15 protein-coding genes are annotated in these 19,096 nt (G+C 48.0%); 5 read left to right on the forward strand and 10 right to left on the reverse strand.

From position 1 onward, the window contains the following. The first annotated feature begins 119 nt into the window (after positions 1-119). Together K8S15_08180 and K8S15_08185 are read left to right on the forward strand one after the other, a co-directional pair. On the forward strand, positions 120-1,361 hold the full coding sequence (locus K8S15_08180; protein MCD4776010.1) for a permease: 1,242 nt from the start codon (positions 120-122) through the stop codon (positions 1,359-1,361). A gap of 68 nt (positions 1,362-1,429) precedes the next feature. Then, the gene (locus K8S15_08185) at positions 1,430-1,666 is read left to right on the forward strand and encodes a metalloregulator ArsR/SmtB family transcription factor (protein ID MCD4776011.1); all 237 of its coding nucleotides are present in this window, start codon (positions 1,430-1,432) and stop codon (positions 1,664-1,666) included. Positions 1,667-1,670: 4 nt separating this feature from the next. Here the strand turns inward: K8S15_08185 and K8S15_08190 are convergent, their stop codons facing one another. Genes K8S15_08190 through K8S15_08200 form a run of 3 tightly spaced genes read right to left on the reverse strand, consistent with a single transcriptional unit; the run spans position 1,671 to position 5,038 of the window. Continuing rightward, complete coding sequence (locus tag K8S15_08190; GenBank protein ID MCD4776012.1) at positions 1,671-3,260, reverse strand: glycosyltransferase family 39 protein; 1,590 nt, start codon at positions 3,258-3,260, stop codon at positions 1,671-1,673. Beyond that, the gene (locus tag K8S15_08195) at positions 3,199-4,155 is read right to left on the reverse strand and encodes a radical SAM protein (protein MCD4776013.1); all 957 of its coding nucleotides are present in this window, start codon (positions 4,153-4,155) and stop codon (positions 3,199-3,201) included. The genes K8S15_08190 and K8S15_08195 overlap by 62 nt, the downstream gene beginning before the upstream one ends. 7 nt (positions 4,156-4,162) lie before the next feature. Further along, positions 4,163-5,038 carry a hypothetical protein gene (locus K8S15_08200; GenBank protein MCD4776014.1) on the reverse strand — a complete coding sequence of 292 codons (876 nt, stop codon included), beginning with the start codon at positions 5,036-5,038 and terminating at the stop codon, positions 4,163-4,165. 128 nt (positions 5,039-5,166) lie between these two features. Between K8S15_08200 and K8S15_08205 the strand changes: the two genes are divergently transcribed. Beyond that, positions 5,167-6,294, forward strand: a complete 1,128-nt coding sequence (locus K8S15_08205) for a hypothetical protein (protein MCD4776015.1) — start codon at positions 5,167-5,169, stop codon at positions 6,292-6,294. A 90-nt stretch (positions 6,295-6,384) separates the two neighbouring features. Here K8S15_08205 and K8S15_08210 read toward each other — a convergent pair whose 3' ends face one another. Continuing rightward, positions 6,385-7,764, reverse strand: a complete 1,380-nt coding sequence (locus K8S15_08210) for an NAD-dependent succinate-semialdehyde dehydrogenase (GenBank protein MCD4776016.1) — start codon at positions 7,762-7,764, stop codon at positions 6,385-6,387. A 122-nt stretch (positions 7,765-7,886) separates the two neighbouring features. Between K8S15_08210 and K8S15_08215 the strand changes: the two genes are divergently transcribed. Further along, entirely contained in the window at positions 7,887-8,636 is a 750-nt protein-coding gene (locus K8S15_08215) for a DUF2259 domain-containing protein (GenBank protein ID MCD4776017.1), read from the forward strand. On the opposite strand, the gene K8S15_08220 is transcribed toward K8S15_08215, so the two are convergent. After that, entirely contained in the window at positions 8,630-9,265 is a 636-nt protein-coding gene (locus tag K8S15_08220; GenBank protein MCD4776018.1) for an MBL fold metallo-hydrolase, read from the reverse strand. The two genes, K8S15_08215 and K8S15_08220, sit on opposite strands and share 7 nt — an antisense overlap. Positions 9,266-9,476: 211 nt before the next feature. Between K8S15_08220 and K8S15_08225 the strand changes: the two genes are divergently transcribed. Beyond that, positions 9,477-11,675: a carbohydrate binding family 9 domain-containing protein gene (locus tag K8S15_08225; protein MCD4776019.1), complete on the forward strand. Its 2,199-nt coding sequence runs from the start codon at positions 9,477-9,479 to the stop codon at positions 11,673-11,675. 71 nt (positions 11,676-11,746) lie between these two features. On the opposite strand, the gene K8S15_08230 is transcribed toward K8S15_08225, so the two are convergent. From K8S15_08230 to K8S15_08250, 5 genes are read right to left on the reverse strand one after another with little or no spacing between them, the layout of a single operon-like run. After that, positions 11,747-12,520 carry an ABC transporter ATP-binding protein gene (locus K8S15_08230; GenBank protein MCD4776020.1) on the reverse strand — a complete coding sequence of 258 codons (774 nt, stop codon included), beginning with the start codon at positions 12,518-12,520 and terminating at the stop codon, positions 11,747-11,749. Beyond that, entirely contained in the window at positions 12,520-13,431 is a 912-nt protein-coding gene (gene ftsY / locus K8S15_08235; GenBank protein MCD4776021.1) for a signal recognition particle-docking protein FtsY, read from the reverse strand. Before ftsY ends, K8S15_08230 begins: the two co-directional genes overlap by 1 nt. Further along, complete coding sequence (smc, locus tag K8S15_08240) at positions 13,428-16,853, reverse strand: chromosome segregation protein SMC (GenBank protein MCD4776022.1); 3,426 nt, start codon at positions 16,851-16,853, stop codon at positions 13,428-13,430. The genes ftsY and smc overlap by 4 nt, the downstream gene beginning before the upstream one ends. Before the next feature lie 36 nt (positions 16,854-16,889). Then, on the reverse strand, positions 16,890-17,453 hold the full coding sequence (locus K8S15_08245; protein MCD4776023.1) for a CDP-alcohol phosphatidyltransferase family protein: 564 nt from the start codon (positions 17,451-17,453) through the stop codon (positions 16,890-16,892). Then, complete coding sequence (locus K8S15_08250; GenBank protein MCD4776024.1) at positions 17,450-19,096, reverse strand: DNA repair protein RecN; 1,647 nt, start codon at positions 19,094-19,096, stop codon at positions 17,450-17,452. Before K8S15_08250 ends, K8S15_08245 begins: the two co-directional genes overlap by 4 nt.

Consider the following 19,096-nt stretch of genomic DNA (forward strand, 5'->3'; position numbering starts at 1 on the left):
AGTTTAACTACTGAACATGATTGACTGGCCTGAAATCAGTAATCCGTTGACAAAATATCAATCGATATTATAATATTTGAATAATTGTTCAAATATTCAATATAATAAGAGGTTCAACTATGGTCTCAGAATTTCTTCAGGTGTTATGGAATACAGTGACAGAACTTGCTCCTTCACTTGTTCTGGGGCTGCTGCTCGCCGGACTTCTGCATGTTTTCGTTAAAAAAGACAGGATATTGTCTCATCTGGGCAAACCGGGATTCATTAGCAGTGCAAAAGCTGCTCTGGTTGGTGTTCCGTTACCACTTTGCTCGTGTGGGGTGCTTCCTGCGGCAATGGGTCTTAGAAGGGATGGGGCATCCCTGGGAGCAGTCACATCATTTCTTATCAGCACTCCCCAGACCGGAGTCGATTCGGTAGCAGTAACATGGGCAGTTCTTGGATGGCCGGTTGCTCTTGCGAAGGTAGTCGCCGCATTCTTCGCTGGCATTCTGGGAGGAACCATTGCCGACAGGACAGGTAATGGTCTGAGAAACCAGGAAACCGTACAGGCCTGTACCGGGATTGAGACAGGTTCGTTTCTACGTCGAATCTGGAACTATTCCTTCAACGATCTTTTCAGGGATATCTACGGATGGCTTGTCTTCGGGATTGTCATATCCGCTTTAATAACCACGTTTCTTGAACCGGGGCAGCTCTCACGGTATCCGGTTCTTGCAGGTCCGCTGGGTCTGCTCGCTGCGCTTGCTATAGGAATTCCTCTCTACGTCTGTTCCGTTTCTTCTGTGCCAATAGCAGCGGGTCTCATATACGCTGGATTTCCTGTAGGCAGTGCTCTGGTATTTCTTATGGCAGGGCCTGCCACAAATGCCGCGACCATGGGCGCGGTTCGAAAAACCCTTGGATCGAGGGTATTCTTCATCTACCTGTTTACTGTTATTTTCATCAGTCTCGCGGCTGGAGGAATGCTCAACTTACTCAGCGTTCCCGTATCCAGCGCTTACCATTCAGGGCACGGTACGAATTCTATTACCGGATTACTCAGTGGTGCCGCAGGATTGCTTCTTCTTTCTGGAACGGCCTGGTTCGCTTTCAAAGATGCCTTGGATCATCGACTGAAATCCTCAGGAAAGAAGAACTCTGAATTAAAGCAAGTATTATGTGTAGGAGGTATGAACTGTTCCGTGTGTGAGACTTCGATAATCAATGCCCTCGAAATACTGCCAGGAATACTGAATGTATCCGCCTCGGCAAGTGAAGATGAAGTGGCTGTTTTTCTGGACGGTAGTGTCAGATTCGATGTAAATAAGGCCATACAGATAATCAGGGAACTTGGCTACAATGTGAAGGAAGGTGAATAATCGATTCTTCAAATACGCTGAAAGCTGATAATGAAGAAGTTGAGATACTGGCTGAGTTTTTCCATCAGATGGCCGATCCGACCAGGCTGGTGCTGCTGATGTCTCTTTTCAATGGCGAAAAATGCGTCTGTGCCCTTGCGGAACAGACCAATGTGAGTGTCTCAGCGGTTTCTCACCAGCTCAGATCCCTTAGAACGGCAAGATTTGTCAGAAGCCGCAGAAATGGAAGACACATCTTCTACAGTCTGGACGATGAGCATATTAGAGAACTTGTCTCAAAGGGGCTTGAACATATAAGGGAATGACTTATCACTCCGAAATATGGATTACTTCCATGACTGGACTTATCCGGGTTTCCGATAGGATCCTGTAGCCATCGGTCAGTTCCGGAGTTTTGGGTCCTCCCCAGTAATCGTACACTATCCAGATGGAATCGTGACAATCCATCAAGCTGTCTATTGCTGAGTTCGGACTTTTACCCCACACCATGAGTTCAATATAGGGATTCTCACCGCCGAAGGCTGCCCTTGGAAAGTTCCCGGACGAATAGTAATCCCAGGCCAGCCCTCCTGATTGTCCTCCTAGAATGAGGATGCTTTCATCACTGGAAAATCTTTCCTCAACATATGCTGTGGCACCTCTCCAATCCGATCTGTGGTAAGGAAAACTGTTGATATTGTAGTATGGAAGAAGCGTGATAGCTGCTGCAATGAATATGAAAGGCCCTGCGAACTTCCACCTCTGTGATGCCGCGGCGAGTGCGAAACCAAACGGTATCCAGAGAATCGTCAGATGCCTTACGGTCGGATCTTCCTTAATAAAAATCATGAAGGGAACTGCAAATAGAAGGAGAAGCCATACTTTGAATTTTTTGTCAAGCAGATTACTCAGAAACAGATTAAGAAGCAGCAACAGGTTTCCCGCTCCAATAATGAACCAGAAGACTATCTGTTTAACATTCCGGATCATTTCGTAGCCAGCTTCCAGAAGTAATCCTCCCGGAATGAGCCTTACGAAGACCGTTGGAACTCTGACTATAAACCGGTATCTGTAGACTGCGGCCATGTCCATGCCGGCCCGCCTTATCCTCTCAGCCCTGAACGAGGTTTGTTTCACCATCAAAACAGCGAAGGGCGCGTAAAGAACAAGAAAAATGGCCGACACCAGGACAAGCTGCCTGAAAGGAAGCCTTTGCTTCCGCGGAACGGTGAAGTATAGAGCAAATCCCGCAGCAATGAACAGGCCAAACATATGCTGAATCAGCATTCCGGTAAGAGCAATTGGTACAACGAAATATAGTGCCTTCCTGCTGCAGTTCCATGCTCTGTCAGCAATATCGATGAAAAGAAAGCCAAAGCAGGAGATGATCCCGTAAAGCCATGCCTCCTGCCCCATCGATATCGCAAAAGGTGAAACCGACCATATCAGACCCGCCCATAGAGCCGATCTGAAACTTATTTTTCTTGATATGAAACACATGAGGGGAATGGCGGCAAGAGCAGAGGCAAGAGCCGGGATCATGCGCAGGCCAGCTTCACTCTGACCGAAAATGACTGTCGAGAATCTTATAAACAGAAAAGCCAGTGGAGGGTGGGGAGAACCGGCAATGGACAATTTCACAAGATCGATAGGATTCATATCCATGAGGCCTGCCGCATAGGCTTCATCAACCCATAGACTTTTGGATCCAATACAAATCAGTCGAAGTACGAATCCTGCGACAAATACCAGGAGATACGCAAGCCAATGGTTCTCAGCGATAAGTTTACTGCATTTTTTTATACCATTCACCGTCCAGTTCAATCTGTCAGAGTCGGAGATGAACCTAACAGATGTATCAGCGAATGGGTATAGCCCGCAGGAACCTGCATCCTCCCCCGCAGACTCTGTTGGAAGCACACAATGTACAATCTGAACGCGCGTTGTCTTTACGGAATTTCTCAACGAATTGAGATCGTGACAGCTCTTCGAATGATTTATCCAGGAGATTTCCAATTACGTACGGACTCTGCTCGCATACTCTCAGTTCTCCAGAGGGGCTTATCGCCCATTTTCCAGCTCCGCATATGCATGATCCGAATTTAATGCCTGGATAATCGTTGTGATGCAGGATACAGTTCTCTACCGGAATGGCAGCGTATACTGTCATTCCGGGGGACATGAGTGAGCTGTGGCTGGCGTTTTTCAGTGATGAATCAAGCTGCTCAATAGAAGGTAGGAGATGCCTGTTCTTAAAACCTGTTCCGCCAGGCACGAATCTGTTGAGGGCGACCGCGTCCGCGGAGAAAGCGTAGGCCAGATCAACAACCCGCTCGGTATCTCCTGGATTAAGTGAAGTTATTATATGTGAAACAGTAAGTCGGATTCCGACTGAGGCAGCGGCAAGTAAGGCCCGTTTCACATCGTGAAATCCATCGAAGCCTGTCAGATTCCTGTATCCATTTCCAGTAATTGAAGGCACGGATACTTCAAGCCATGCAATGCCTGCTTCCTTTAACGATCTCGCGGTATCACGATCAAGGAGCATGCCATTAGTTGCAATTCCAACCAGTATTCCACGTTTACGAAACACGCTGACTATCTCGCAAATGTCTTGTCTTAAAAGAGGTTCTCCACCGGTAAGTGTAACCGAAACGGGATGTGCCGCCAGAATAGAATCCGCAAGGATCTCTATCTCTTGAACGGAGAGTTCCCGGGGGTATAGCTCACCTTCCGCCTTCCATACATTGTAGCAGTATACGCAGGCAAGATTACACCGAGGTGTAATCTCGAAAACGAATAAGGGATGTTTCATGTGGAAATCAGAAAAGTTCAAGATCCAGAAGAAGATCGTGCAGGGCAGGCAGCCTGTCCCGGGTGCGGCTTATGGATCTTTCCATATCCTCCAGATCCTCGAGCAGTACACAGCGCTCCTCTTCATTGTTTACTCCTGAATTTTCAAGGCTGTCCAGTACCGCGGTTTTAATGCTGTCGAGATAAGGCGGTATCAGATCGGCCTCAAGAGGCCATCTGACCGACCAGAGAACCCCTGCGTAACCGACTCTTTCGCTGACAGTCTCCAGAAGGAAATAGGTGTCAATTGAAGATCTTAGATTGCTGAAGGCGGTTATCATTTCCCCGGAGGAGATGAGGCCCTCCTCCCTGAGACGGATAACGGTATCGAGCCTGGCTTCAATCTGAGAGACAAGATAATCAGTCTGCTCTGAAACGGGCGGCGGCATCATCCTTGTCAGGGAAAACATCGAACCGTAGGAAAGAAATGTAAGCCTGTCGGTTGCCAGTTTGTGGAGGAGGCCGATATCGAGGGAGTCAATTCCAATTTCTTCCGCGATTCCCATGAGTTCGACATAACTGTTGTCCAGCTCAGTCCTGATTTTGTCGATTGTTTCATAATCAAGATCGCTGGAGCTGTGATTAACGTCAGCTTGTTCCATATTGTTCAGTTTCTTCCAGATTCTCTTGAATTCCTGCCACTGAGGATTGCTCCAAAGAGCCGAAGTTCTGGCGAGCAGGGATCGCGACAAATCAACGCTCGAACCGGGGTTATCAACTGCACCGCTCCGGTTGCTGTTCTGATCTGAAGCTGAAGCGGCATTCAACGGTAGCAGACCCGCAGCAAACAAAATGCTCAAAGTCGGTGTAATCAGCCTATTCTGAAACCTGCTATTGTTCTCCATGTATTTCCTCCCTGATAACATCATGAAGAGATAGTTAATCCATTACAGATAGTTCCATGGTATACGGGTATTTGACCGGAGAGTTCATAAGATTAGATTCATCCTATAAAAACAAAGAAGGAGTCTTAATGACTACAGTTATTGAACAGGTAAAAACAAAGAGTGAACTGAACGATTTCATCATGCTGCCTTACGAACTTTACAGGGATGATCCCCTCTGGATTCCCCCTCTTATCTCTCAGGAAAAGGCTCAGTTCAATCCGGATAAGAATCCCGCCTACAGATACTGTGATACCAGTTTCTTTCTGGCCCTGCGCGGTGGCAGAACTGTGGGCCGTATAGCCGCCATAGTAAACAGAAGGTACATTGAAAAACTGGAGCAAGACTGCGGAAGATTCGGATGGTTCGAATGCGAGAATAACCTGGAAACAGCCAATGCGCTTTTCAGCACTGCGGAGAACTGGCTCGCGAAAAAAGGCATGACAGCGATATCGGGCCCTATGGGTTTCACAGATAACGACATGACAGGATTTCTCATTGAGGGGTTCGATGAACTCCCCACAATAGCGGGTAGCTACAACCCACCGTGGTACAACGATATAATTACATCCAGAGGTTACGATAAGGAAGTTGACTACGTTGAATATAAGATAACAGTACCAAAGGCCTTTCCCGAGAAAGTGGAACGCCTGACAACCCTGATAAAGAAAAGAAGCAGAGTTAAAGTATTCAACGAAAAATCTAAAAAAAACCTCTCGAAGAGATGGGGACACCAGATTTTCGACGTTCTGAATGAATCCTACGAGAAGCTGTACGGTACGACTCTGTTGGATGAAAAGGAAATAGACTACTACATAAAAACCTATCTTGGGCAAGTTGATCCGGAGTTCATCAAACTCGCGGTTGACGGAGACAGGCTTGTGGGATTCATAATTGCGATGCCCAATCTTTCAAGGTCTTTCCAGAAGGCAAAAGGCAGGCTTTTTCCATTCGGTTTCATTCATATTCTCAGGGAAATGAAAAATAGCAGGACTTTGGATTTCTACCTTGCGGGCATCCTCCCTGCATACCAGGGGCAAGGTGTGGACGCTTTACTGGCCTACGAAATGGGAGTAAGCTCTTTCAAAAGAAAAATGGAATTTGCTGAGAGCAACCATGAATTGGAAGACAATAAAAAGATCCAGGCTATGTGGAAATTTTACGAAAAACGTCTTCACCGAAGAATCCGCGTCTATCAACGCACCCTGGGGACGTAGCACATAGGACAAATAGGGGAGGCAAATAGGGGTCAAATCTTTACTCTTGACATTAAATGTCAAGAGTAAAGATTTGACCCCTATAACACATCATTTGTTAATGATATAAACCGTCTTGCAATTCATGAATTCAAGCATACCACTTCTAGACAGTTCTCTACCAAAACCTGATAGACCAATTCCACCGAAGGGAAGCCTTGGATCAGACCGGACAAACGAGTTTACGAAGCAGGCTCCAGCGTTCAGCTCAAGGGCGATTCTTTCCCCCCTTCGACTGTTCCGCGTATATACGGAAGCTCCAAGTCCGTAGGATGTATCGTTGGCAATCACAACAGCTTCCCCCTCATCCTTCACTGAGCAGACAGCTGCTACAGGCCCGAAGGTTTCTTCATCAAAAACAGGCATACCCTTTCTACAACCCGTCAGAACGGTAGGCGGATAGAAAGCCCCAGGATGATCCGGAATTCTGCCGCCAGTAACTAATTTTGCCCCAAGCTCTATGCTCTTAGTAACCTGCCGGTGCAGATTATCACGAAGATCGTATCTGGCCATCGGTCCCAGATCAATTTTCATCTTCATCGGATCGCCCATCTTCCTTGCTTTCATCTCACCGATAAGTAAATCAAGGAATTCATCGTAAACACTTTCGATGACGATGAACCTCTTGGATGCAATACAGTTCTGTCCTGTATTGATAAGCCTGGAGAACGCTGTCTGCCTGGCTGCGTCCCTTAGATCCGCATCTTCAAGAATTATCGCGGGATCACTTCCTCCAAGTTCCAGCACGCACTTCTTTATGGACGACCCGGCTTCCAAGGCAACTGCGCTCCCTGCTTTTGCGCTTCCGGTAAGCGTAACAGCTTTAACCCTTTCGTCAGCAATTATTCCGCTGGATACTTCGTGAACGTTTTCCTCCGAAACAAGAACAACGTCAATCAGGCCTTTGGGAAATTCTGCCTCCCTGAACAGATCCCGGATGCGTATGGAACATCCCGAAACATTAGGAGCATGCTTGAGGATGAAGGAGTTCCCCGCCATTACAGCAGGTGCCGCGAACCGGAATAACTGCCAGAACGGAAAGTTCCATGGCATGACGGCATAGATAACTCCAAGAGGCTGATAGCACACATAGCTTATATCAGCATCACTCGCGATACTTTCTTCAGCAAGGAAATCAGAACCGTTTTCAGCGTAATACCTGCAAACCAATGCACATTTCTCAATTTCGGACTGCCCCTGCTCAACGGGCTTACCCATCTCCGCAGCCATCTCCACTGCCAGATGGTGTTTGCCCGATTCAAGAAGATTGGCAAGATTCAACAGCCGTTTCGATCGATAACTTATTCCGATGTCACGCCAGAATTCAAACGCTCTCTGAGATTTCTCAAGGATATCTAAAATTTCTTCCGAAGTATTCTCATTCCACGACCTGATTCTTTCCCCGGTGAAAGGATTTATCGACTGAAGCACTCTGCACCATCCCTGATAAAAGTGTCTGTTGTCTCAACTGTCATTTCAACTATACTACTATTTTGTGTTCTTTTAAAAGGGAAGTTAGCCTGATTCAACCAAAAACATGATGAAGGAGAATTGTGAAACCTGCAATACTCTCTGTTCTGTTTCTAATAATGGCATCGAGTATATCGAGCGCAGCCTTTCTGGCTTCCGCTGAATTTCTCGGTTTTTCAGATGATGGAGGTTATGCCGCATTTGAGCAATACTGGATTGCCGATGGAAGCGGATTCCCGGGCGCTGAAATCGTTGTAATATCTGTTCCGGATAGCAAAATCATCCGAAGATTTGAAATTCCATGGACCGAAGATATGATGTACGAGAACGGGTCGTATGTCTATTACGAGAACTCCATGAACCCGGCCAGAACGTTTCTTCAGGAGAAAGCATATCCGTATCTTGATAGTCTGGGAATCTCATCCGGGAACGAAGGTGTTCACTGTATCTGTCATCCGCTTACCGATACAGACGCGGAACCGGCAAGTGTATCATTCGTGACCTGGGCAGGCTCGCTGATGTACACAGGACCGGAATACAGACTCAGCATATTGAGCCACAAGGAAATGCCCGACTCCCCTCCGGACTGGCTTTCAATGTTCGATATGCCAGTTCTTCTGGAAGTACTGATCACGGATTCAAGCGGCAATACTGTCATGCATTACCTTGATGACTCACCGCAGCCAGTGTACGAATACATTTCAAATTACCGAATAAGAGATGTCTACGTTTTCAATGACAGCCTGGTGGCAATTATCATGAATACGACAGGACCAGGCTTCGAGGGACCTGACGGCATGTTCAGGATGGTTACCGGAGTTATCGGTCACTGAAGAAAAGGATTTTTTCTTCTCTCTTCTGATATGGTTGTTTCGGGGCCGTGACCGGGATGTACGATAGTCTCACCGGGAAGGCAAAGCAGCTTCTTCTTAATTGAAGAGACCAGCAAGTCGTAATCCCCTCCTGGGAGATCTGTTCTTCCTATGGATCCCTCGAAAAGAGCATCTCCGGTGAACACATGCCCCGGCAGGTATATACTGATGCCCCCGGGAGAATGCCCTGGTGTGTGAATTATTTTCAGTCTCAGATCGCCTGCAATGATTTCTTCCCCCCCTTGAAGCAGATCGGTGGGTTCGGGAGAATCTTCAAACTGCATGCTCCAGTAGTCAGCATGCTCCCGAGCATTTCTGAGATATTGCAGGTCGCTTGTATGAACATAAAGCCGGAGTGAATCGATATGAGTCATCAGGTAAGCATTTCCCCCTATATGATCGAAGTGTCCGTGGGTATCTATCAGCGCAACTGCTATCAGATCAAGCTCTTGAATTGACTTTATGATTTTTTCCCCGTGACCTCCAGGATCAATGATTACAGCTTCGTGAGAATGAGGACATCCAACTATGTAGCAATTCACATCGAGGGGGCCGGTAGGTATTCTGCGTATGATTGGCTTTATTTTCATCGTAATGAACTGACGCTTTCTCCAGAAATAAAGGACATTTTTTTGCAGCCTCCGTCACAAATTCTATATACATTCGCATTGTTCAGACTACTCAATACGCATGAATATAATCAATAGAGTCCGAAGTTCTCACCGAAATTTGCTCCCATTTATTATATTGCGGATTGATTCTGTGGGAAATACTCACGGGACTATCTGAAAGGTAGCGAATTTGAAGCTTTTATTTCTGTTCAATCTGCTTTTAATAACCTGCGCTTGCTTCTCACAGACAACTGTTCAGGCGGTACGAGTCTCCGAACCACCTGTCATCGATGGAATCCCTGATGATGTGGTCTGGAACAATGCAATTCCTGTTCTTGAAGATTTCATTCAGCATCGACCTGACTGCGGAGAGCCTATGACCGAGAAGACCGAAGTCAGGATTCTCTTCGATGACAGATCGATCTATTTCGCTTTCATGTTGCACGACAGTCATCCTGAGGAATTCACAAGAATAGTGGCTTCAAGGGACAACGATTTCTCCAGCGAGTGGGCAGGAATCTGGCTGGACACCTACAACGATGATAACAATGCCTACTACTTCTTCGTCAATATTGATAACGTACAGCAGGATGGCAGGTTGTGCGAAGCAAGCGGCTGGGATTCCAACTGGGATGGAATATGGGAAAGCGCTACTGCGGTTTCGGATTCAGCATGGACCGCGGAATTCGCGATTCCCTTTTCAGCTCTCTGTTATTCCGATGATGAAGAACAGGAATGGGGCATCAATTTCAAACGAACAATTACCAGAACTAATGAGAGCGCATTCCTGTTCAGAATGGCGGACAACGGCAGTATAGAGATCAAGAATTTCGGTAACCTCAGCGGTCTGAATTCGCTTCCCTCAACCCGGCGGATAGAATTGAGACCCTACGGAGCAGGACGCGTTCAGTACCTGCCTGACGCAGATGAAAAGTGGGATCCATGGTTTAATTCCGGCATTGACGCCAGAATCGGACTATCCTCCGAACTTCTGCTTGACCTTACGGTAAACCCTGATTTCGGTCAGGTTGAAGCTGACCCTACAGAGGCAAATTTATCCCACTGGGAAACCTACCTTTCGGAGAAAAGACCCTTCTTTCTGGAGGGCTCGGACATGTTCAGCATGCCTTTCTCGCTTTTTTACTCCAGACGAATAGGCTCTGTGGCGCCCAACGGCGATATCATTCCGATACTTGGTGGAGCCAAACTGACAGGTTCCACGAACGGATTCCGCATAGGATTCCTTAACGCTTACACTGGAACGGTAAAGGATGACGGCAATACTCTTGTGAATCCAACGAACTACACTGCCGGCAGGATTTTAAGGGAATTCGGTGAGGGAACCTACATCGGCTTCAGCGGTACCAGTACGGATATTCCCAGTTTCGATGGATCCGATTATGTGTATGGCAGATCGGGAGCTGTGGACGCCCAGATCAGTTTCCTTGATGACCACAGTATAAGTTCCGCCATCGCTGGTACCTGGAATTCTGAAGAGGGTGTATGGAAAGACAATTTCGCATACAGGGCAAACTACCGTTACGACAGCGACAGGTTCGATATCAGTGGCGGCAGTTCTTTCCGCGAGGAAAATTTCAACGCGAACATGACGGGCTACACCTCTTCCACTGGAGATGTGAATACGTGGTTCAATACTGGATTGTACCATCCCTTCTGCAACAGTGATGTATTTGATCACCTGGGGAGTTATTTATATGCATGGTTCGACCGAGCCCCGGGTGGTCCTGTAACAGGACGAGGCGCACAGCTAAGTTCAGGTTTAACATTCCGGAACAGGTATCATGTCAGTGTTAATTTTGGATTCGATGGATCATGGACAGACAGGTATGAGGGTCCCGATGGCACAGAATACGATGGAGGAATGGACATGGGATTCTCCTTCTCCACCGATTCCAGGAAGAAGCTTAGTGGATACCTCTGGGGCGGCACGAACACTTACTGCGAAGGCACACGCGGTTATACAGGAACATGTATAAATTATAAACCTGTATCGAATATTCTCCTCGAGGCTGATCTTGACTGGAGTTGGACTTCGGATGCTCGAAAGTACAACTGGAACTTCGACGGATGGGACAGAAGGGATACCGACTGGCGCTCCCTCGAGTTGAGCACGAATTGGATGTTTACCAACTACCTCAGCCTAAGGCTTACTTCTCAGGTTTCAAGATTCAGTACCGAATGGAATCTTGGAGAAAACACCAGGGATTTAAGCCACTGGATGAACGCACTTCTGAGCTGGCAGTTCAGACCTGGAAGCATGTTCTACTTCATGATAGGTGAAAACGCTGATCCGGATGAAATAACAGGAGAATTCGGAAAATCGGAGTTTACTGTTTTCACCAAACTCACATGGTTCCTTCCAATCTAAATTGAAATTGGATTTATAGAAGAAATTATTATAATCTTATTAAATATGACAATTTAATTTAATAATTCGTGTTAATTGTACCCACAAGTTGAAGAAGTGTGGTACGTCCCCGGGAAGAAGGTGGATACGTCGGCGGGGCCGGTTCCAGTAATTCTGAAGAAAATATCCTTAAGATCTTCCTTACCGATCTGATCGGTTCCGAAAATCTCCATCAGCCGTCCCTCATGTATAATACCCAGCCTGTCGCAGAAAATCCGTGCCACCGGAAGTGTATGGGTCGAAAGAATAATCCCGGCCCCCGCTTTTGCGGCGGCTCTGGCCATTCTGTTGAAAGTTTCAGCCGTTGCCGGGTCAAGCCCGACATGTGGTTCATCGATCACGTAAAGAATCGGACGGGCGATAAATGCTGAGGAGAGAACAACTCTCTGTATCATACCATGGGAATACCCCTCCGCTCTGCTGTCGAGCCAGTCACCCATGTCAAAAAGCTTCACATGAAAATCGATTCTTTTCTCCAGCTCGTCGGGAGGAATATCCCTCATTCTACCTGCAAACCTTAAAAATTCCCTGCCGGACAGCCTGGGGTATATCGTGGGTTCATCGGGCACATAGGCCAATTGAGCCCTTACACCTTCAGGATCTTCTGAAGCATCTATAGAATTAACAGTTATTCGACCCGTGTCGGGTACCACAAGCCCCGGGATCATTTTCAGTGTGGTTGTCTTACCCGCTCCGTTGGGACCGAGAAGTCCGAATATCTCACCTGCGGGAATTTCCAGTGAAAGGTCTATGACAGCTTCTTTATCCCCGTAGGTTTTTGAGAGATTTTCGATTTTGAGAATCATCAGTCCGCTTCTTCCATACACAGCAGAGCATGAACATAGGATTTAAGGTCAAAGTCAAGAAGATCGTCGCTTCCCTCGCCGACACCAACATACTTCACCGGGATATTCAGTTCGCTTGCCATAGCGAGAACGGAACCGCCCCTGGCTGTTCCATCGAGCTTTGTAACCACCAGCCCTGTAATCGGCACGGCTTTCATAAACTGTTCAGCCTGAGCTTTTGCGTTCTGTCCCACAGTACCATCCAGAACAAGAAGTACCTCGTGGGGAGCGGACTCCATCGCTTTTCCGCACACTCTGTATATCTTGGCCAGTTCATCAAGAAGCCCTTTTTTATTGGGAAGCCTGCCCGCGGTATCTATTATCACCGAATCGTAGTGTCTGCTTTGCCCACGCTTAACAGCGTCGAATGCGACAGCGGCCGCATCGGATCCAGGTAATTGTGTAAGCAGTGCTGTACAGAGTTTCTCAGACCATATCGCAAGCTGTTCTGCCGCAGCGGCCCTGAACGTATCGGCACATGCCAGAAGCACCTTTTCGTTTCCCTTCTGAAGCCTTGCTGCCAGACGGGCAATAGTTGTGGTTTTCCCCGCTCCGTTAACTCCGACAACAACAGTAACACAGGGTTTCGCCTCAACCGTTTCAAACGCTGGTACAGGTACATTCTCTATCAGTATTTCCGCCAGCGCTTCCTTCCAGGACAAGCCTGATTTTTTGACTTTCCCGGGGAGTTCATTTATTACTTCCTCCGTAAGCTCCCAGCCCAGATCACTTCCCAGAAGAATCTCTTCCGCCTCTTCCATATCGGCATCTTCAATTGACTCACCACCGAAAAGCCGGTCGAGTTTTCCGGCAAGGGCATCGCTGCTTCTCCTGAGTTTTTGTTTGAGATTAAATCCCACCGGTACACTCAGCCTTCACTTATCTGACGGGCCTTTTCAAGGTTGACGGATGTCATGGATGAAACACCCTGTTCAGCCATGGTTATCCCGAAGAGACGATCTGCTGCTTCCATCGTCCTCTTGTTATGGGTGATGACAACGAACTGGGTTCTTCGCACAAATCCCTTGAGCAGGTTGATGAAGTTATCAACATTTGTATCATCCAGTGGCGCGTCAAGCTCGTCCAGTACGCAGAATGGAGACGGTTTCACAAGGTAGAGGGCAAAGAGAAGCGCGGCGGCTGTCATGGCTCTCTCACCGCTTGAAAGCGCGGTTATATTCTCAAGCTTCTTCCCTGGAGGTCTTGCAACTATCTGTACTCCACCTTCCAGAGGATCCTCCGAATCAAGAGCGATAATATCGGCCTCACCGCCACCGAAGAGGCTTGTAAACATTTCCTTAAAATGCTTTCGAACCTCGACGAAAGTCTCATCGAATTTGCGCTCGGCTGTCCGGTTGATCTCGCCGATTGCGTCCATAAGAGATTCCCTTGCATCGATCAGATCTGTCCTCTGTTCATCAAGAAAGTCAATACGCTTTCTAGCTTCTTCATGTTCGGTTACAGCCAGCATATTCACAGGCCCCAGGTTCTCTCTGTATCCGGTCTGCTTCTCGAGTTCAATTGAAAGTTTCTCCTGTGAATACTCCCAGTAGCGGCTCTTGTCATCGGGCAGAGTTAGATCCTTGGTGCTGAGCTCATCGTATAGACTTCTCACGGTTTCCATCTCACCGGATACCGAAGCCCTTTCCTCTCGCAAATCGGAAAGTTCATCTCTCTGCCGCATCAATTCTTCATCAGCCTGCTTAGATTTCTCAAGCCAGTCGGCTCGTTCCCGGCTAGCTTCGGCCCGGCTGCTTTCGGCTTCTTCCCTGCGGACGGATAGTTCATCCAGTTTTGATTTCAACTTCACAATAGTCTTATCAAGAGCAGCTACTGTGCTCTTCAGTTCCTTAATTTTCTCATCGATTTCTGCGCTTCCTGCCGCCGCCTCCGATGAATCTGCAAGCAGGCGCTTCCTCTCGATTTCCGTCTGTTTCAGGGATGTTTCAAGGGAAGACAGGTCCAGTTTCAACCGGTTCTCTTCCCTTATCAGGCTGTTCATCTTTGAGCCCAGGTTCTCCCTTCGCTCCTCAATCTCCTTCAGAGCGTCTGACAATCGTTCCATCTCTTCCCTGGAATGCTGCAGTTTTTCCGTACTACCCCTGGAGTCCTGTTCCCGAGAAGCCTGCTGGAGGCTCGGAAGCTTTTCTTCAATAATGTTTCTTTCGGAGACGAGTTCATTAATTCTTTTCCCGTAACCCTCAGCCGTGGCCTGCAGGGATGCCTCTTCCTTATCGCTTGCGGATATCTGCCTGCGAAGGTCTTCACGCATATGGTCAGACACTTTCAGCCTCTCCCTGAGCTCTTTTTCATATTCGCGGCGTATTTCCAGTATCTTCGAAATTTCAAGAACCTTCTTTTCCGCTTCCTGAGCCAGAGCTTCCCTTTCGATAACTCCTCCACCGGATTCTGGTATTCCCAGTCTAACGAGACCGTCCTTCCTGAATAGATCACCCTTTTCAGTTACGATATCCAGGTCTATACCGCTGAAGAACCACTGTGCAGCCCTTTCCCTGTCCGGGGCCACAACCGCTCCGGAAAGCAGATTTTTGAAACTGCTTCGGGAATCCTCTTCGAGGCAGTCCGGAAGCCAGATGGCCCCCTCAGGAATATCAGGTTCTGCTGATTTCGAAACGTTCAGATAATACCTTTCTCCATTGCTTCCATCGGGAAGTTCACCAGGGTTATCCCGTATCATCGAGTCCTGGAATGAATCAAGCCAGGCGCCTACTGCCATTCCCATTCCCCTGCGCACTTTCATGCAGGTGGATAGACTGTCAGATCCGGATGTGAGCTTCGCTTCCCTAAGGCCGCTGATCTTCGCTTCCAGCAGGCCTGCTTCCATCTCAAGGGAACGTATCTCCGATTGAACCTCCGAGATTCCGATGGAAATGTCTCCGCTTCCATCGCGAATTTCATCAAGTTCTATCTCAATTTCTTTCTTCCCGGTCCTGATCTCTACGAGACGTGTTTCCGTTTCTTTCAGACTTTTTCCCAGTTCTCCCGCGGTTGACTCAAGCTCTTCCGTTCGCTCGAGCGCGTATGCGAATTCCTGCCTGGCCCTCTCCCTGGTTCGAAGACCATCGGTATACTCCTTCTGAAGGGATTGTGCCGTATCAGATATTGTGCGGTATTTCTCTCTTGCTTTCTCAAGCTCAGAGGCTGATTCTCTGAAGCGTTTCTCAGCTTTTCCTGTATCGGATGCAGCTTTCGCAAGGTTTTTCGAAGCGTCAGTTATCTGTTCTGTCAATGATGTCTCTCGCTTAATAAGCTCTTCCGCATCCTGTCCGAACTGTTCCGCTCTCTTTTTCTTACCGTATGATTCCGCTGCTGAACTCTCTATTAGCGCTGTAGTATTACGGTATCGCTCTTCAGCAACCGCCAGCTGTTCATGGATTCTGCTCATTTCACCATCGAGATCGGAGCATCTGGCATGTTCACCGTCAAGCCGGGTCTGAGCTTTCTCAAGTGAAACCCTTGCCTGACTCTGCCTGGCAGTGGCTGCTAAAACGGCGGCTGAAGCTGAGTGCTCACGTCCTTTGCATAGCTTGAGCCTTTCTTCAAGCTTCCTGAGCCTATCCCCTGATTCCTGCAGCGTATTGTGCTCAATCAGGCTGCGGATCTCGGTTATCCGATTTTCAGCGCTCTCCCACCTTTTGAATGCGGATACCTGTTTTCTAAGTGAACCTACGTTGCGCTCAACTTCAGAAACGATGTCGTCAAGCCTTTCAAGATCATCTCCTGCTGAATTGAGCTTCAGCTCGGCACGGTGACGCTGCATTTTGTACTTGACTATTCCAGCGGCTTCATCGAAGAGGAACCTCCTGTCAGAAGGTCCACTCTCTATTATCGTATCTGTCATATTCTTTTCGAGCATCCAGTATCCATTGCTGCCAAGACCCCTGTCAACAATAAGATCGGTGATATCCATCAGTCTGCATCGGTTGCCGTTCAGCAGGTACTCGCTGTCCCCTGACCTGAAGAGCCTTCTGGTCACCGTCACCTCATCGAAATCCAGATCAAGCTCTCTATTTGAATTATCAAAGGTAAGAAGTACTTCCGCCATTCCCTGGGGTTTTCTGTTAATGGTACCGGAGAATATCACGTCTTCCATGCGGTCAGCGCGGAGTTCAGTGGGACTCTGGGAACCAAGCGCCCATCTGATGGCATCGGCTATGTTGCTTTTACCGCAGCCGTTGGGGCCGACAACGCATGAGATACCTTGCTGAAACTCCAGTTCAAAGGCGTCTGCAAACGATTTGAAACCTACTATTTCCAGCCTTTTAAGATACAAGTTCTGATGCTCCCGTCAGCTGAAAGTTATTCCGGATCATGAATTCCGGAGCATTTTTGCGGATTCAGAAAAATAGACAAAAAGACTCAGCAATACAAACCCGAGTGATAAAAGGCCGATTGGATCAAGGCCGGCGAGAATCAGGTGTGAGGGCCATAGAGTGCTGTCCAGTATGTAGCAAACAGCGGTAGATGTAAGGTAAATCGATACGATAAGTGTTGACAGTTTTCCCCAAATATTCGAAGACGGAGGTGAACCCAGTCGTTTCGTAACAAGAATTCCACCTGCTGCTATCAGAACGTCTCTTGTCAGAAACACTACAACGAACCAGAGTGGGACAGCCTTAATGACGGCCATTGTAATTATGAATGCTCCGATGGCTATCTTGTCAGAAAGGGGATCGAGTATCTTTCCCCAGTCACTTACAGAATCGGTTTTTCTTGCTATTATTCCATCAAGAAAGTCCGAAAAAACACCCAGAAATATCACGACCACTAAAGGTATTAAACTTCTCTGCACCAGGAACAGGCAAGCGGCAAATACTAAGGGTATTCTGCTCAGGCTTACAAGATTGGGAACGTTGAAAAGAGGACCCTTCACGATTTCACACCTCCAGTGTTTCCTTTCTGCATCATTTTTTCCGCATGCTCCACTGCGGGTTTTCCCCCGCCAAGCAGCCTTGCAAGCTCTTCGATTCTTTCGCGGCCATCAGAAAGAGCGTTTACATTGGTAGCAGGCAGCCCGTTTACAATTTCTTTGGATACGGCCAGGTGCCTTTGAGCCCTCGAGGCTATCTGTGGAAGATGGGTAATCACGATGACCTGTCTTTCCCCGGAGACTCTGCTGAGTGAATCGGCCAGAAGATTCGCCGTTTCTCCTCCAACACCGCTGTCGATCTCATCAAAAACCATCGTAGGCGCCTGGGTTACACTGGCCAGGGCCAGCTTCAGTACAAGGCTTACTCTGGACATCTCGCCACCGCTGGCAACGGAGGATAACGGACCCGGTTCAATTCCTGCATTAGCGCTGAAGTAAAACTCGGGGATCTCGCATCCATCCGAACAGATGAGCGAATCCTGAATAACGCAGGATCTGTTTTCCGGAGGTTCATTCATGACGACCCTGAAGGCGGCATCGGGCATACCGAGCAGTTTGAGTTCATTCTGAGCCGATCTTTCCAGCTTTTCTGCAGCATTCCTCCTGAATTCGGAAAGCTCTACAGCGATTCCATGAAGGCTTTCAGCTTTCGAGGGTATTTCAGTCTCCAGGTTTTCGCATTTCTCCTCCAGCAGATCGTATTGCCCGAGTTCCGTGTTCAGATGCTCCCGCATGCTTAGAAGATTCTCCAGGGATCCGCCACACCTGCCAAGCAGTTCAGCGTAACCGTCAAGCCTGTCGTCGATCTCGGAGATCCTCCAGGGTGCGCTCTCAATTTTGAAAAGCATACTTTCACATTCGGAAGAAGCCTCAGTCATGGCTATATCCGCCTGTTCAAGAAGTTCCAGAACATCCTTCGTCTCAATTCCGGTGCTGGAGAGAGAATGTCTGAATCTCCCGAGTGTTTCAAGTATACCGTCATCACCGGAAATACCGTTCGAAATCTTTCCAAGAATATCGGCGCCGTTCTGGACAGCCTTGAGTTCACGCCTTTCATCCATAAGGTTGCTGTAGTCCTCGGCTGAAGGGTTGAGTTTTTCAATCAGAGACAATTCATGCTGAGCAATGTCCCTCTTCTCAGAAACGGTTTCCAGCTGTGCGGCAAGTTCTTTAAATCGCTGCAGGAGAGACCTGTACTCCTGAAATCTGATGCTGAGATCCCGCGCGAGGTGGGCACATCCGCTGAATTCGTCAAGCGCGGCCCTTTGAACACCGCGACGCAGAAGCGCAGGTGTTGAATTCTGTGAATGAAGGTCTACAAGACCAGCTATTACGTTCCTGCCGTCCTCAAGTGTTACCAGTTCATCGTTAATAAATAGACGACTTCTGCCCTTTGCCCTGACCTCTCGCCTTACAAGATACTCGGAACCATCCTCCAGAAGAAATACGGCTTCAACGCTGGCCGTTTTCGACCCGGGTCTGACCAGTGTTGTATCCGCCCGTTCTCCCAGTGCCAGCAGAAGGCCGTCGATCAGAATGGATTTACCTGCGCCGGTTTCTCCTGTCAGTATGTTCAGCCCGTGCCCGAATTCTACCGATGTATCGCTTATTGTTGCCAGATTCCTGAGCGACAGACTTGCGAGCAT

Origin of the sequence: Candidatus Aegiribacteria sp., assembly GCA_021108005.1 — a bacterium.
Lineage (GTDB): Bacteria > Fermentibacterota > Fermentibacteria > Fermentibacterales > JCC-6 > Aegiribacteria.

Bases quoted from the DNA above. Each gene is read 5' to 3' on its own strand.
- K8S15_08185 (MCD4776011.1), top strand. From the start codon at position 1,430: ATGGCCGATCCGACCAGGCTGGTGCTGCTGATGTCTCTTTTCAATGGC.
- K8S15_08205 (MCD4776015.1), top strand. From the start codon at position 5,167: ATGACTACAGTTATTGAACAGGTAAAAACAAAGAGTGAACTGAACGAT.
- K8S15_08180 (MCD4776010.1), top strand. From the start codon at position 120: ATGGTCTCAGAATTTCTTCAGGTGTTATGGAATACAGTGACAGAACTT.
- K8S15_08230 (MCD4776020.1), bottom strand. From the start codon at position 12,520: ATGATTCTCAAAATCGAAAATCTCTCAAAAACCTACGGGGATAAAGAA.
- K8S15_08220 (MCD4776018.1), bottom strand. From the start codon at position 9,265: ATGAAAATAAAGCCAATCATACGCAGAATACCTACCGGCCCCCTCGAT.
- K8S15_08200 (MCD4776014.1), bottom strand. From the start codon at position 5,038: ATGGAGAACAATAGCAGGTTTCAGAATAGGCTGATTACACCGACTTTG.
- K8S15_08250 (MCD4776024.1), bottom strand. From the start codon at position 19,096: ATGCTCGCAAGTCTGTCGCTCAGGAATCTGGCAACAATAAGCGATACA.
- K8S15_08195 (MCD4776013.1), bottom strand. From the start codon at position 4,155: ATGAAACATCCCTTATTCGTTTTCGAGATTACACCTCGGTGTAATCTT.